9 protein-coding genes and 1 pseudogene are annotated in these 14,021 nt (G+C 69.5%); 2 read left to right on the top strand and 8 right to left on the bottom strand.

Going from position 1 to position 14,021, the window contains the following annotated elements:
- Positions 1–65: 65 nt before the first annotated feature.
- Positions 66–230 carry a hypothetical protein gene (locus ACH4KB_RS32365; RefSeq protein WP_398069769.1) on the bottom strand — a complete coding sequence of 55 codons (165 nt, stop codon included), beginning with the start codon at positions 228–230 and terminating at the stop codon, positions 66–68.
- A gap of 37 nt (positions 231–267) precedes the next feature.
- Between ACH4KB_RS32365 and ACH4KB_RS32370 the strand changes: the two are divergent.
- A pseudogene (locus ACH4KB_RS32370) lies at positions 268–462 on the top strand (HNH endonuclease family protein); the annotation flags it as partial.
- A 187-nt stretch (positions 463–649) separates the two neighbouring features.
- Here ACH4KB_RS32370 and ACH4KB_RS32375 read toward each other — a convergent pair.
- From ACH4KB_RS32375 to ACH4KB_RS32395, 5 genes are all read right to left on the bottom strand, one after another.
- Positions 650–2,293: a cellulase family glycosylhydrolase gene (locus tag ACH4KB_RS32375; RefSeq protein ID WP_398069721.1), complete on the bottom strand. Its 1,644-nt coding sequence runs from the start codon at positions 2,291–2,293 to the stop codon at positions 650–652.
- Positions 2,294–2,740: 447 nt separating this feature from the next.
- A complete protein-coding gene (locus ACH4KB_RS32380) occupies positions 2,741–5,224 on the bottom strand; it encodes a glycoside hydrolase family 3 N-terminal domain-containing protein (RefSeq protein WP_398069722.1) in 2,484 nt (827 codons plus the stop codon).
- Positions 5,221–6,042, bottom strand: a complete 822-nt coding sequence (locus ACH4KB_RS32385) for a carbohydrate ABC transporter permease (protein ID WP_398069724.1) — start codon at positions 6,040–6,042, stop codon at positions 5,221–5,223. Before ACH4KB_RS32385 ends, ACH4KB_RS32380 begins: the two co-directional genes overlap by 4 nt.
- Entirely contained in the window at positions 6,039–6,974 is a 936-nt protein-coding gene (locus tag ACH4KB_RS32390) for a carbohydrate ABC transporter permease (RefSeq protein ID WP_398069726.1), read from the bottom strand. Before ACH4KB_RS32390 ends, ACH4KB_RS32385 begins: the two co-directional genes overlap by 4 nt.
- Positions 6,975–7,006: 32 nt before the next feature.
- Entirely contained in the window at positions 7,007–8,308 is a 1,302-nt protein-coding gene (locus tag ACH4KB_RS32395) for an ABC transporter substrate-binding protein (RefSeq protein WP_398069728.1), read from the bottom strand.
- 140 nt (positions 8,309–8,448) lie between these two features.
- On the opposite strand from ACH4KB_RS32395, the gene ACH4KB_RS32400 reads away from it, so the two are divergent.
- On the top strand, positions 8,449–9,480 hold the full coding sequence (locus tag ACH4KB_RS32400) for a LacI family DNA-binding transcriptional regulator (RefSeq protein WP_398069730.1): 1,032 nt from the start codon (positions 8,449–8,451) through the stop codon (positions 9,478–9,480).
- A 46-nt stretch (positions 9,481–9,526) separates the two neighbouring features.
- Here the strand turns inward: ACH4KB_RS32400 and ACH4KB_RS32405 are convergent, their stop codons facing one another.
- Positions 9,527–10,909, bottom strand: a complete 1,383-nt coding sequence (locus tag ACH4KB_RS32405; protein ID WP_398069732.1) for a cellulase family glycosylhydrolase — start codon at positions 10,907–10,909, stop codon at positions 9,527–9,529.
- Between the two features lie 40 nt (positions 10,910–10,949).
- Complete coding sequence (locus ACH4KB_RS32410) at positions 10,950–13,508, bottom strand: glycoside hydrolase family 9 protein (protein WP_398069765.1); 2,559 nt, start codon at positions 13,506–13,508, stop codon at positions 10,950–10,952.
- Positions 13,509–14,021 lie beyond the last annotated feature (513 nt).

The raw sequence follows: 14,021 nt of genomic DNA on the forward strand, positions 1-14,021 counted from the left end.
CGCCGTCGCCGTCGGTCAGCGCGTCGATCTCCCCGAACGCGGGCCGGCTCCCCTCGGAGTCAGGCCTACGCCGGACGGGCGACGAAGGCCTTCCCTCGGGTCACGGCCGTGGCGAGCACGGGCCGCCCCACACTCGCGAATCCGTCCTCGGTCTCGTCACCGGCGCGGAACCAGGCGTCGCCGTCGCGGACGCGCAGAGGGCAGTTCAGGCGAACGCCCGGGCGCTGCACACCACTCTGGCCTCCTGGAGCGACGAGCAACGACTTCACCGCGGATGAACGCACCCTGTGGACACACCGACTGGCCAACCTGGTGCTGCTCAGCCGTGCGAAGAACTCGCAGGTGCAGAACCTCGACTTCACCGCCAAGAAGGAGCGCTACCTCAAGCGGGGCGTCGTCACCTTCCCCCACACCACGCAGGTTCTGGGGCAGGAGACCTGGACACCGGAGCACCTGGAATAGCGCCAGTCGGAACTCCTCGGGCTGCTGGCCGAGGCGTCGCGCCTGCAAGGTCACGAAGCGCGTCGTTCCTGATGCGCCCTCTGTTGGCGGACCCGAACCGCGAAGCGCCGACGCTCCGGCCACCGACCCGCTCAACCGCGCCTGGCCGGCAGGGGGAGTTCCCTGCCGGCCGGCACAACGGCCGATCTCAGACCGTCGTGCAGATGTTGCCGTTGAGTGTGAAGTCCGTCGGAGCTGTATGGGCGGTGCTCCTGGTACCGGTGAAGCCGAGCATGATGGAGCCGTTCGCTGCGATCACCGCCGTGTATCCGGCGGGAGTGACGCTGACCGTCGAACCGCTCTGCGTCGCGGTCCCGCCCCACACGTTGGAGAGCGTTTGGCCGTTGGCGAAGGCGAAGGCGAGGTTCCAGCCGTTGATGGCGGTGGTGCCCGTGTTGCGGATGGTGATCTCACCTTGGAACCCGCCGGGCCATTCGCCGACCACCCGGTAGTTGACGGAACAGCTCACGCCCGGCGTGGGTCCGCCCTCGTCGGTGGTGACGTTCACCGTGGCGGAACGGACCGAGCGATTGCCGGCCGCGTCACGGGCGTACACCGCGAATACGTACGCGGTGTCCGCGGTCAGGCCCGTCACGGCGGCACTGGTGGTGGCGGACGAGACGGCTACGGCCTCGGTGCCGCCGCTCACCCGAACGACGTCGTAACCAGCGACGGCGACGTTGTCCGACGCTGCGGGCCAGGTGAGGATGGCTGAGGCCGCCGTCACCATGGAGGCAGTCGGGGCACCGGGGGCCGTCGGGGCCTCCGTGTCGCCCGGGGTTCCGTCACCGCCGAAGACAGTGGCCTCCCGGGAGGTCTGGGCGATGCCGTTGGTTCCGTGGAAGATGCGCTCACCCCAGGAGCTCAGGCGGCTCGGATCGAAGTCGATGGACAAGTCGAGGACCGGGTCGGTGTTGCCGCTCCAGGACCACGCCAGGTAACCGAGGTCGAGTGCCTCGGCGGTGGCCATCATGGTGTCCTCGTCGGGGTCCCCCCACTGGTCGGCGGGTCCACCGAACTCACCTACGACAAGGGGCAGCCCGGCGTCGACGAAGGCTTGCAGGTAGTCGGTGATCGCCTGGGGCGTGCTGTAGACGCTGTACATGTGGATCGAGAAGATCAGGTTGCCCGTGGTGTCGGCGTCGTACACGGCTTGGGCGTTTGCGCGCATGACGCCCTGCCAGTCCTGGCCCCAGTTGGGCGCGTCCACCATGATCGTGTGGGCGAATCCCGCGCCTCGCAGCTTCTGGACGGCGGCGGTCGTCGGAGCCGTCCAGCCGGCGGGGTCGGTGTTGCCCCAGGGCTCGTTGCCGATGTTGATGATGACGTAGTCCTCTTCGCCCGCGAGTACGTCCTTGAGGCTGATCCAGTAGTCGGCGGCGTGATCGAGGGTGCCTGCCGCGGCGTCCTCGCCGTAACCGGTGGTGTCGTGCACCTCCAGGACGCAGATCAGCCGGTTGGTCTTGCAGTCGTCGACGATGCCCGCCACTTCGCCGGGGCCGTTCCTCGTCCAGCGGTGCCCGTCGGAGAGGACGACGCGAACGGTATTGGCTCCCAAGGCCTTGATGTCGGCCAGCGACTGCGTCTCGCCGGGGTACCAGGTGTGCGCGTGGTTGACACCACGCATGACAAAGTCGTTTCCGTTGGCCTCCAGCAGCCGGCCGTTACTGACGTGCAGACCCGTGACTGCGGCTTCCGCCCCGGCGGGCCGCGCCTGCGCAGCGGCGGGACCGAGCGCGCCGAGCAGAACGATGCCGAGCAGGGCGGCCAGACTTCTCACCAGGACGTTCAAGGGGTTCTGCCTGTGACGTGCCGTACCCGTTGCTGATCTCACTGCGACTCCAAGAAGTAGGTGCCGGGGTGTGACGCAAAGTTCGACGAGGATGTGGGAGCGCTCCCATGAAGCCAGCTTGCCAGGAGCACGTCAAGGCATCGCGCATACTTGGTGTACGGGCCGACGCGCCGTCACCACCCTGTTGCTCATCGACCCACCACGACGCCGAGCCGTTCAGCGCGACGGCGCACGGGACTTGACGGCCCGCGCGCACTCGTCGAACATCGGGGCGCTCGCCGGCAGTGCTCTGTGGCGCCCCGGTGTCCACGGCGAGGCCGAGGGCCTTCGCAGATGGTCTCCATCCGCGAAGGGCCTCCCCGGTCGCTCCTGCCGGACGCTCCGCTCGGGATGCGAGGCGGGCGCCGGCGGAAGCGGGGGCGTAAGTCCTCACGGCGGTGCGCCGGACTACGGCGCCTCCGTGAGGGTCTCCGTCGCGACGCTCATGTGCAGCCGCCGGGTGTGGTCGACGGTTCGCACCGGCCCGGTCAGCGTGACCCGGGCCACGAGACGCGCGTCGGTGCTCGACGCGCTCAGCAGCAGTTCGAGATCGCCCGGCTCGACGATCCGGCGGCCGTCGCGGCCGGTGAAGGACGCGAGGTCCGCCGGGACCGTCATCCGCACCCTGGCCGCCCGCCCGGGGTCCAGGACGAGGCGTACGTACCCGATGAGGCGCCGCACCGGCTGGACCACGGAGGCGACCGGGTCGTGCAGATACACCTGGACCACTTCGGTCCCCTTCCGCGCGCCGGTGTTGCGGACGGTGCAGGAGAGCCTGAACTGCCCTTCCGTCGAAGCCCTTCCGTGCTCCACGACGAGATCGCTCCACTCGAAGGCGGTGTACGTCAGACCGTGGCCGAACCCGAACGCCGGGGTCGGGTCGACACTGGACACGTCGCTGGAGTGGCCGAGCCGCGCCGCCAGGTACGTGGAGGGCTGGGAGCCCGGGTGGCGCGGCACGCTGACGGGCAGCCGGCCGGACGGTTCGGTGCGGCCGCTGAGCACCGAGGCGATGGCCCTCGTTCCTTCCTCGCCGGGGAAGAACGACTGCACGACCGCGGCTGCCTCGTCCGCCGCCCGCCCCAGGACGTAGGGGCGTCCGGCGAGCAGGGCGACGACAACAGGAGTGCCCGCGTCGAGGAGGGCGTCGAGCAGCTGCTGCTGGGCACCGGGGAGCGCCAGGTTCTCCGCGTCGCAGCCTTCCCCGCTCGTGCCCCGCCCGAAGAGACCGGCCCGGTCGCCGAGTGAGACGATCACGAGGTCGGCGCTCCTGGCCAGTTCGACGGCCTCGCCGAAGCCGCCGGTGTCCGGGCCGTCGATGTCCGCACCCCGTGCGGAGACGATCTCGCTGTCGGGGAACTCCGCCGCACATGCCTCGCGCAGGGTGGGAAGTTCGATGCCGAGCGGGGTCTCGGGATACTGGCCCCCGACGTGGACGGGAAAGGCGTAGCAGCCGAGGACGGCCGTCGGGGTGTCGGCGTTGGGCCCGATGAGTGCGATACGGGCAGGGGCTCCGGCGGCCGCGTCCGCCGCCAGGGGCAGGGTGCCGTCGTTGCGCAGGAGCACGACGGCCTGTTCGGCGACGCGACGGGCGAGCGCGCGGTTCTCGTCGGTGTCGAGAACGACGGTCCCGCGCAGCGCCTCCGAATCCCCGTCCGCGGAGCCGTCCGCACCCGCGGCTCCCGCGAGCACCGGCGGCACCGGCCTCCAGTCCGCGTCCAGAAGGCCCAACCGGGCTTTCTGGGCCAGCACTCGGCGTACCGCACGATCCACCAACGCCTCCGGTACGAGGCCCTCGGCGATCGCGTCGGTCAGCGGGCCGCCGAACGCCCTGACGGTCGGCAGCTCCACGTCCACACCCGCGCCGAGCGCGGCGCCGGCCGCTTCCCCGAAGGTTGCCGCCACGCCGTGCAGCGTCTTCAGGAATGCGATGCCGAAGTAGTCCGCGACCACGGTCCCGTCGAAGCCCCAGGTGTCACGGAGCAGGCCGGTCAGCAGTGGCCCGTCGGCCGCGGAGGGGATTCCGTCGGTGTCGGTGTAGGCGTGCATGACGGACCGTACGCCGCTTTCGCGTACGGCCATCTCGAACGGGGTGAGGATGATGTCGGCCCGCTCCCGCGTGCCCATGCCGACGGGGGCGAGGTTACGGCCCGCCCGCGAGGCGGAGTACCCGGCGAAGTGCTTGAGCGTGGCGACGATCCCGGCCGACTCGAGTCCCCGCACATAGGCGGTGGCGACCGTTCCCACCAGGTACGGGTCCTCGCCGATCGTCTCCTCGACACGGCCCCAGCGTGCGTCGCGTACGACGTCGAGGACGGGGGCGAGGCCCTGGTGCACGCCGACGGAGCGCAGGTCGCGGCCGATCGCGGCGGCCATCTCGCGGACCAGCTCCGGATGAAAGGTGGCGCCCCAGGACAGCGGCACCGGGTAGGCGGTCGCGCCCCAGGTGGCGAACCCGGCGAGGCATTCCTCGTGGGCGAGCGCCGGTATGCCGAAGCGGTTCGCTCCGGCGATGCGCTCCTGGGTGCGCGCCAGCGAGAGGGCGCCCACGGCCGGGTCGACGGGGGCCGTTCCGAACGGGCGGGTCAGTTGGCCGAGTCCGTGCGGAAGAAGGTCGTCGAGGTCGACGGCCTCCTCCATGTCGTGCTGGAACGGCGCGACTTCGGCGCCCTCGTCGGAAGCGCCCACCCAGACGCCGAAGAGCTGGGCCACCTTCTCCTGGAGGGTCATGACGGCGATCAGGGCATCGGCCCTGGCCTCGGGAGCGAGGGCGGGATCGCGCCAGGGCCCGGTGCGGTGGCCCGTGGCACCGGACACCGGTGCCACGGAGCCGGTGGCCTCGGCGGGTTTCCGGACACCGGTGTTGCCGGTGCCGGCGATGTTGGCGGTCACTTTCCTCCCACTCCCATCAGCCCCTGTACCAGGGCGCGGCGAGCGAACAGATAGACGATCAGGATGGGGAGCATGGACAGGACGACCGCGGCGAGCAGGCCGGGGGTGTTGACTCCGTGCTCCGTCTGGAAGTCGTAGAGCCCCAAGGTGATCACCTTGGTCTCCGCCGACTGCGTCAGAACGAGGGGGAACAGGAAGCCGTTCCACGCCTGGAGCGCGGAGAAGACGACGATGGTCGAGATCCCGCTCCTGGACAACGGCAGCACCAGCTGGAAGAAGACCCGTCGGGGCGAGGCGCCGTCCATCGTCATCGCCTCGTACAGATCGGGGGTGATGTCCCGCATCACCCCCGTCAGGATCAGGGCGCACACCGGCATGGCGAAGGCCGCCGTCGGCAGGATGACGCCGATGAGGTTGTCGTAGAGACCGGCCTCGCTGATGACGAAGAACATCGGGACGATGACCGCCTGCGAGGGAATCGCCAGGCCCAGGAGGAACAACCGGAAGACCGTGGTGGTGGCGCGCCCCCGGCTCCTGACGATGGTGTACGCCAGCGGCGGGACGAGGAGCAGCACGATGCCCACCACGCACACGGTGACGATGACGGTGTTGAGGAAGTACTGCGCGAAGCCGCTGTTGAGGTCGTCGATGTAGTTGTCGAGCGTGAAGTGCTCGGGAAAGGACAGCGGGCCGTTCGCCGCGTAGTCGGGGCGCGTCTGGAACGTGGCGACGAGCATCACGTACAGCGGCAGCCCCACCACGAGGAGCCAGACCAGGGAGCCGAAACCGGCGAAGTAGTTGGGACGGCTCTTCCTCACAGTCCCTCCATGGTGCTGCGCATCTTGTCGTAGCCCGAGAGCCGCACCACGATCAGCGAGATGATGGTGGAGACGAGGACCAGGAGGAGGGCGATGGCGGAAGCCCCTCCGTAGTCGAAGCTCTTGAACGCCTTCTGGTACATGTAGTACGCGCTGATGGTGGTGTCGCTTCCCGGTCCGCCCTGGGTCAGGATGAGCACGGTGTCGAAGGTCGTGAGTCCGCCGACCACCATCAGGATCATCGAGGTGATGATCGCGTTGCGCAGCTGCGGCAGCGTGATGTGGAAGAACTGCCGCACCGTGCCCGCGCCGTCGATCTGCGCCGCCTGGTAGAGGACCTGTGGCACCGCGCGCGCCGCGCCCTGGTAGATCAGCGTGTGCAGGGGGGTGAACTGCCAGGTGCTGACGAAGACCAGGACGCCGATCGCGGTGGCCTGCTTCCCGAACAGGTTGCCGTCGCCGAAGAGCCAGGTCGCCTGCGCGGGGACGCCCATGTTGGGGTCGAGGACGGCGCGCCACAGCACGGACACGGCCGCGACGGAAAGCAGCATCGGGACGAAGTAGATGGCGGACAGAACGGCCCGGTTGCGCTGGTGTCCCGCCGCCCAGACCCCGAGCAGAATGCTCAGCGGCGTCTGGACGGCGACCCCGAGCACGGTGAGCAGGACGCTCAGCCAGAGGCTCTTGATCATGACGGGGTCGTCGAGAAGCTTCCTCCAGTTGTCCAGGCCCGCGAATTCCGGGTCGCTCAGACCGTCCCAGCTGGCGAAGGAGAGTACGGCGACCATGACGAGCGGGACGAGGGCGAAGAGGCCGAAGAAGACCGCGGCGGGGACCGCCCAGAGAAATCCCGGGCGGCCCGCTCCGATGGCGGACGAGCCGTCCTTCTTGACCGTCTCGCCGTCCGGGGAGAGGGCTGCGGTGGGGGTCATGTCGTGTGTTCCGGGTCCGGATCTCCGTGGGCTCACGAGGTCGGCAGCGCCTGCATGGCCTTGATGAAGGCGTCCTCGTCCATCGAGCCGTTGAAGAACTGCTGGAGGGACTGGTACATCGCGGTGGCCGCCGACTGCGGGTACGCCTGGTCCCAGGAGAGCTGGAACGCCGGGGCCGCCTTGACCATGTCGTACTGGAACTTCGCGAACTCCGGGCTGGCGGCCGTGTCCAGGAAGCCTTCGGTGTTCGTCGTGGTCGGCAGGTTGCCGATGGCGAGCTGCGCCTTGACGAACCGGTCCGAGTACATGAGCTTCAGGAACTCGGCGGCGGCCCGCGGCTGCTTCGTCTTCTTCAGCACGGAGTAGAAGTTGTTGGTGTTGCCGACGACGTTCGCCTGGTCGCCCTTGCCGCCTTCGACGGAGGGGAAGGCGCTGTATCCGAGGTCGCTCTTCGCGAACTCGGGGTGCGCGTCCTGCTGCGTCGAGTACTCCCACGAGCCCATCAGCTCGAAGCCGGCCCGGCCGGTCGCCAGGAGCGTGGGGGAACCCTGGTCGGTGAACTTCACCGAGTCGTAGTTGGTGCCGAACGCACCGGCGTCCACCAGTTCCCTGATCTTGCTCAGCGCCTTCCGGCTGTCCGGGCTCGCCCAGGCGTCCCGGTCGCCGTCGAGGGCCTTCTGGAAGAGCTCCGGGCCGGCGATACGGTCGTACAGGTACTCGAACCACATCAGCGTCGGCCACCGGTCGCCGCCACCCAGCGCGATCGGGGTGACGCCGTCGGCCTTCAGCGCCTTGACCGCCGCCAGCAGGTCGTCCCAGGTCTTCGGGGGTTCGACGCCCGCCTTCTCGAGGACCTTGCCGTTGCTGAACAGCAGGACGGGCTGCGTGCCCCGCATGGGGACCCCGTAGGACGTGCCGTCGATCACCGCGCTGTTGAACACGGACGGCAGGAACTTCGCCTTGAGGTCGGGGTCCTCGGCGATGAAGGGGTCCAGCGGGAGGAGCAGGCCGGCGTCGACGAACGGCTTGATGCTGCCGCCGCCCCAGTTGAAGAAGACGTCCGGCGCCTGCTTGCTGTTGATGATCGTCTGAAGCTTGGCCTGGTAGTCGGCGCCCGGGATGGTGTCCAGGACGGCCTTCACCTTCGACGTCTTGTTGAAGGTGGCGACGATCTCCTTCTCCACCTTGTTCGCCGCGTCCCCGTAGACCAGGACGCGGAGGGTGTCGCCGCCGGCAGCGTCCGAGCCCCCTCCGCATCCGGACAGGGACAGCACCAGGGCCAGTGCGGCACCACCGACGACAACGGTCCGCGAGAACCGTGCGCGTTGTTTCATCGGCACACCTTTCGAAACTCTTTCGATCCGATTACCGAAACTTCCTGGGTCCGGACGCTAGAACTCCTCATCCGGGGGGTCAACCCTCGGTCGCGCCGTTATCGAAGCGTTACGCCTGGGCGTCAGCCGTCCCGTGGTTTATGCTCCTGGCCATGCGCGATGACGAGAAAATGGGCCGCATCACTCTGGCTCAGGTGGCCGAGCAGGCCGGCGTCTCCCTTTCGACAGTTTCGAAGGTCCTCAACGGGCGACAGGACGTGGCGACCCCCACGAGGGTCAAGGTGGAGCGCCTGCTGGAGGCCCACGCGTACCGGCGCACCACACGGTCGGCCAGCGAGACGCCGCTCATCGAGATCGTGTTCCACGAGCTGGAGAGCATCTGGGCGATGGAGCTGATCCGGGGGGTGGAGAACGTCGCCAAGGCCCACGGCGCCGGGGTCGTCCTCACGGAAAGCGGAACCCGCCACGCGCCCGGCCCCGACTGGATGGAGGCGATGCTCCAGCGTCGGCCGCTCGGTGTCGTCCTGGTCTTCTCGACCCTCCCCGACGAAGTGAAACAGCAGCTCAGGGCACGCTCGATCCCCTTCGTCATCATCGACCCGGCCGGCGACCCCGACCCCGACGTGCCCTCGGTCGGCTCCGCCAACTGGAACGGCGGACTGGCCGCCACCCGCCACCTCATCGAGTGCGGGCACCGGCGCATCGGTGTCATCACCGGCCCCGAGGACATGCTCTGCTCCCGCGCGCGGCTGGACGGCTACCGGTCGGCGATGACCATGGCAGGGCTGGAGGTGGACCCCGGTCTCATCCTGTTCGGCGACTTCCACGTGGAGGGCGGATACGACCGCGCCGCCGAGATGCTGTCCCATCCGCAGCGGCCCACCGCGATCTTCGCGGGCAGCGACCTCCAGGCACTCGGCGTGCTGGAAGCCGCCCGGGTGCGGGGCCTGCGCGTCCCCCACGACCTCTCGGTGGTCGGCTACGACGACGTGCCCATCGCCCGTTGGGCCAGCCCGGCCCTCACCACGGTCCACCAGCCGCTGCGCCGGATGGCGGAGGAGGCCGCGCAGATGCTGATGCGGCTTCGGGCCCGGGAACCGGTGTCCACACGGCTGGAGCTGGCCACGAGCCTGGTCGTACGCAAGAGCACGGCGCCACCGCCCGAGAACTGAGCACCGTCGTGGGCGGGGCGCCGGTCGACCGGCGCCCCGCCCCTGGTCAGCTGGTGGGGAAGGAGTCGGGGGTGCTGATGCGGTTCTTGAGCAGCGCCCCCGATTCGGTCAGCACACCGCTGCTGCTGTAGTCGCCGCCGTTGCAGGTGCCCGGCCTGAAGGCCGCGCTGCTCTCGTTCGCGTCGGAGTAGGTCCAGTTCGCGTAGCCGATCCTCAGCTGGTCGAGCAGGTCCAGCCAGGCCGTCGTGCTCGCCCGGTCCATCGCTCCGCCACCGGTGGCGCTCACCGTGCCGAACTCGGTGACGAACAGGGGCAGCTGGGACGCCGCGCGACTCAACGCGGCACGGTAGGAGTCCTTGTGACTGGCGGCGTAGAAGTGGAAGGCGTACATGATGTTGTCCGCTCCGACGGGGTTGTTGACGACCTCGCTCTCGTTGGAACCGTCCGAGACGCCAAGTGAGGACCAGCCGCGGGTACCGACGATGATGACGGCGTCAGGGTCCGCGGCCCGGATCACCGGGATGACCTGCTCGGCGTAGTTCTTGATGGCCGCCCAGCTCACTCCGTTGGGCTCGTTGGCGATCTCGTAGATCACGTGCTTCTTGTCGGCGTTGCGGGCCGCGACGGACGCGAAGAACGTCTTGGCCCGGTCGAGGTTGTGGTTCGGATCGCCCGGCGTCAGGGTGTGGAAATCGATCATGGCGTACATGCCACGCGCCTCGGCCATGTCGACGAGGCCGTTCACCCGGCTGGTGAAGCCCGCGGGGTCGGTCTCGTAACCGCCTTCCTGGACGTACATGGCCACGCGCAGCAGGTCCGACTTCCAGTCCTCCGCCAGCGCGTCCACGGCCGCGGCGTTGTAGCACTTGCTGAACCACTGGATGCCGTGGGTGCTCATGCCCCGCAGCTGTACGGGACGGTCGTACTGGTTGCACAGGTGCACGCCGCAGACGTGGAGCTTGCCGTTGATGTCGACGGGGGTGCCGGTGCCCGGGACGGGCGGGTCGACGGGCGGGGGCTCCTCAACGGAGCCCGTACAGGCGACGCCGTTGAGTGTGAACGCCGCGGGTCTCGGATTGGCGCCCGTGAAGGAGCCCACCATTCCGAGATCGGCCGACGCGCCGGTGGCCAGCGTGCGGTTCCAGTCGACGCCGACCGCGGACACCGCGGAACCGGACTGCGACCAGGTGGCGTTCCAGCCCTGGACGAGCTTCTGCCCCGCGTCGGGCATCGTGAACTTCAGGGTCCACCCGGTGACGGGCTCACCCAGATTGGTGACCTTCACGCCTGCCTGGAATCCCCCCTGCCACTGGCTGGTGACCGTGTAGTCGACCTTGCACCCGGTGGCGGCCGCCGCCTGGGGGCCGAACAGGGCGGTGAGGCCCAGGACCATCGCGCAGGTGGCCAGTAGGGCCGATAAGCGTTTCACAGCGATTCCTCCTCGTGCGCAGTAGGACGGGCCGGGCGGCTCATCGTCGTGACGCCGTCCCGCAGACCTTGCCGTTCAGCCTGAAGACCTGGGGGTCGTGCACGAGGCCGGTGGGCCGGCCGTTGAAGCCGAACCGCACGGTGCCGCCGGGCGCGAGAGCCGCGTTCCAGCTCAGGGCCTCGGCGGTGACCCGGGGCCCGGCCTGCTCGATGTCGGCGCCCCAGGCGTCGGTCACCTGCTGCTGGTCGGCGAACGTCCATTCGAGCCGCCAGGGCTGGACGGGGTGGTCGCCGGTGTTCTTCAGCGCGATGTGGGTGGTGAAGCCGTTGCTCCAGCGCTGCGAGGTGTAGGTCACCTCGCACTGTGTCCGCACGGGCTCACCGCCGCCCAGATCGTCCACGTAGGACGCGACCCAGGCGAGCGGGGCGTTCCAGTTGACGGTGATCTCGTTCGTGGCCCAGGACTCGATGTCGTCGATGTAACACATCGCCGGTGCGCAGCCCTTCAGCTTGGCCTGCGCGACGGGGTCCTCGATGGATGCGTTCGGACCGCCGGCCAGGGATCCCGGTGCGGGATTCGGCAGTGCTGGGTCGAGCTGGTTGGCCCAGAAGCGGTGGTGCTGGTTGCGCGAGTCCCGCTCGCCGTACCCGGTGACGTAGGACTGGTTCAGCGCGTTGCGGCCCAGCAGGTAGTCGAGTCCGCGCAGTACGGCGTCACGGTAGGCGGTCCGGCCGGTCAGGTCGTGCGCGGAGCCCAGGACGACCATGTTGTTGGCGACCTGGCTGTTCGAGCCCCATACGAAGTGTCCGTCGTCGGGGGCGTACGGAAGGCCGTACGCGGCCCTGTCCGAGTCGGCAGCGTATCCGTCGGCGGCTTCGGTCACCATGCCGCGCACCGCGGCGAGCTGATCGGCGGACAGCTTGCCCGGCACACTCGCGAGGTTCAGGGCGCCGAGCCCGGCGACCGAGCCCCAGGACATGCCGCCGCGCGGGAAGACCGCGTCGGTGTCACCGTGCAGCGGGGAGCGGAGGAGTTCCTGGCGGTAGCCGTCCTCGCCGGTGGTGAGGAAGAGTTCCGCCGCCGCCCAGTAGAACTCGTCCCGTACGTCGTCGTCGTTGTAGGCGCCACCGCCCGTGGCGTCCTGCGGATCGGCGAGGATGTCCGGATGGGCCTTGGCCGCTGTCCACGCGGACCGGGCGGCCGACCGGCACTGCGCGGCGAACTCCGCGTCGTACACCTGGAAGAGGCGGGCGCACTGGGCGGCGGTGGCCGCCAGGTTGAGGGTGGCCGCCGTGGTCGGCGGATGCAGTTCCCGGGGCTGGGGGTCACGGTCCGGCCGGAGCGGCAGCCCGGTCCACGCCTTGTCGTGCAGCTTGTGGTGGGCCATACCGGCGAGCGGCTCCCCCGCGGGCACCTGCATCCGCATGAGGAACTCCAGCTCCCAGCGCGCCTCGTCGAGGATGTCGGGAGTGGCGTTCCCGTGCTCGGGCAGCCGGAGTTCGCCGTCACCGAGCGGCCCGGCGTCGGCGGTCTCCTCGTACAGGGTCCGTTCAAAAGTGGACATCAACTGGGCGACCGATATACCGCCGTTGACCACGTACTTGCCGTGGTCACCCGCGTCGTACCAGCCTCCCGCCGCGTCGAGCCGGTAGTCGCACACGCCCGGCTGGCAGGGTACGTCGTTGTCGCCCTGGTTGGGGCTCACGCCGAGATGGCCGGCCGGCCGCGCGTACTGCTCGCCCACGATGTCCGCGTCGATCTCGATGCCGCTGCGGTTGTGGTAGAAGTACGCGAGCGCGTCGGTGCGCAGCGACGCGTAGAGGTCGTCGCCGATGGCGAACGGCTCGCTCCTCTCGCCCGCGACCGTGACGGTGTATCCCTCCCCCGCGGTCGTCACCGCGCTGAAGTCGAAGGTGTGGACGTGCTGCCGCGAGGCGGTGTCCACGCCCGCCGGCGTGGTGGTGCCGTCGGCCACGCGTGTCCCGGCGGCCGAGTCGAGTGTCCAGGGCAGCGGATCGGTCCCGTCGGTGACGACGGTGCCGGCCTTGGGGCCGTGGGTGAGATACCCGACCTGGTTGACCCGGACCGGCGAGCCGGTGTCCGGTTCGTACGGCGGTGGCGCGGTCCCGCCGCGCAGCGACACGTCGTCGACGCAGAAGGTGAGGGCCTCGGCGCTGCCCCCGATCTGGAAGGCGAGCTGCGCCGCGTCGTGGTCGGCTCCGGCCGTGAAGGTCTCGGTGACGCGTTCGGCGGTCGCCCCGACCGGCTGCGCGGTGGAGAGCTCCGTGGTCCACGGCTCGGCCGCCATCTGCACGTTGGTGCGGATGGTGACCGGCACGGTGGACGTCGCCGTGTAGCTCAGGGTGTATCCCTCGCCGGCGGTGAGGGCGAGGCCGTTCTGCCCGACGATGGCGTCCCACGGGTTGACCGTGCCCGCGGGGACGTCGGCACAGAGGCGTCCGTCCGAGACGGCGACGGGGCTGTTGGCCGTCGACCACCAGGGGGCGGTGCCCGCGGAGAAGTCCCCGTTGACGATGATCTCGGGGGCCTCGTCCAGGGGCTGGGCAGCGCCGGCGGGTGCGGCGAGCGTGCCGGCCAGCAGCCCGGCGACGGCTGTGACGCCCACTAGCACGCCGGCGCGTCCGGAGTGGCCCGGTCGGCGGAACGTACGGGACGGGCGGGTGACGAGTGGCTGATGTCGTGGCACACCGAAGTCCTTACGGGAGAGGAAATGGCACACAGTGACGGAAACACCGGCTTGACGTCCGGCTGAGGGCGGCAACAGTTCGGAGCACGGAAATGGGAGCGCTCCCAAAATCGGGGTCGCGAGGCACGCCGTCAAGCGGTTGGACAGGATTCACCGCTTGAACGGCACCATGAGGACGACCGTCGGAGCCCAAGACCCCACGCGACGCCGGGGCGACGCGGCACCGAACCCCGCCCGACGGGAACGCACCGAACCATCTCGACCCACGGAACCCGGCAGCCACCCTGGAGGCCCGGGCTCCACCTTCGTCGACCCGCTCGACACATCCCTCCCGAGGGATTGTCAGGGACACAGCAACGCTCTTATAGTCCGTAGTACGAAGATGGGAGCGCTCCCATCAGTGCA

It is taken from the genome of Streptomyces sp. NPDC017520 (assembly GCF_044329855.1).
Lineage (GTDB): Bacteria > Actinomycetota > Actinomycetes > Streptomycetales > Streptomycetaceae > Streptomyces.

Coding starts and splice junctions, on each gene's coding strand:
- ACH4KB_RS32400 (WP_398069730.1), top strand. CDS start 8,449: ATGCTCCTGGCCATGCGCGATGACGAGAAAATGGGCCGCATCACTCTG.
- ACH4KB_RS32390 (WP_398069726.1), bottom strand. CDS start 6,974: ATGACCCCCACCGCAGCCCTCTCCCCGGACGGCGAGACGGTCAAGAAG.
- ACH4KB_RS32395 (WP_398069728.1), bottom strand. CDS start 8,308: ATGAAACAACGCGCACGGTTCTCGCGGACCGTTGTCGTCGGTGGTGCC.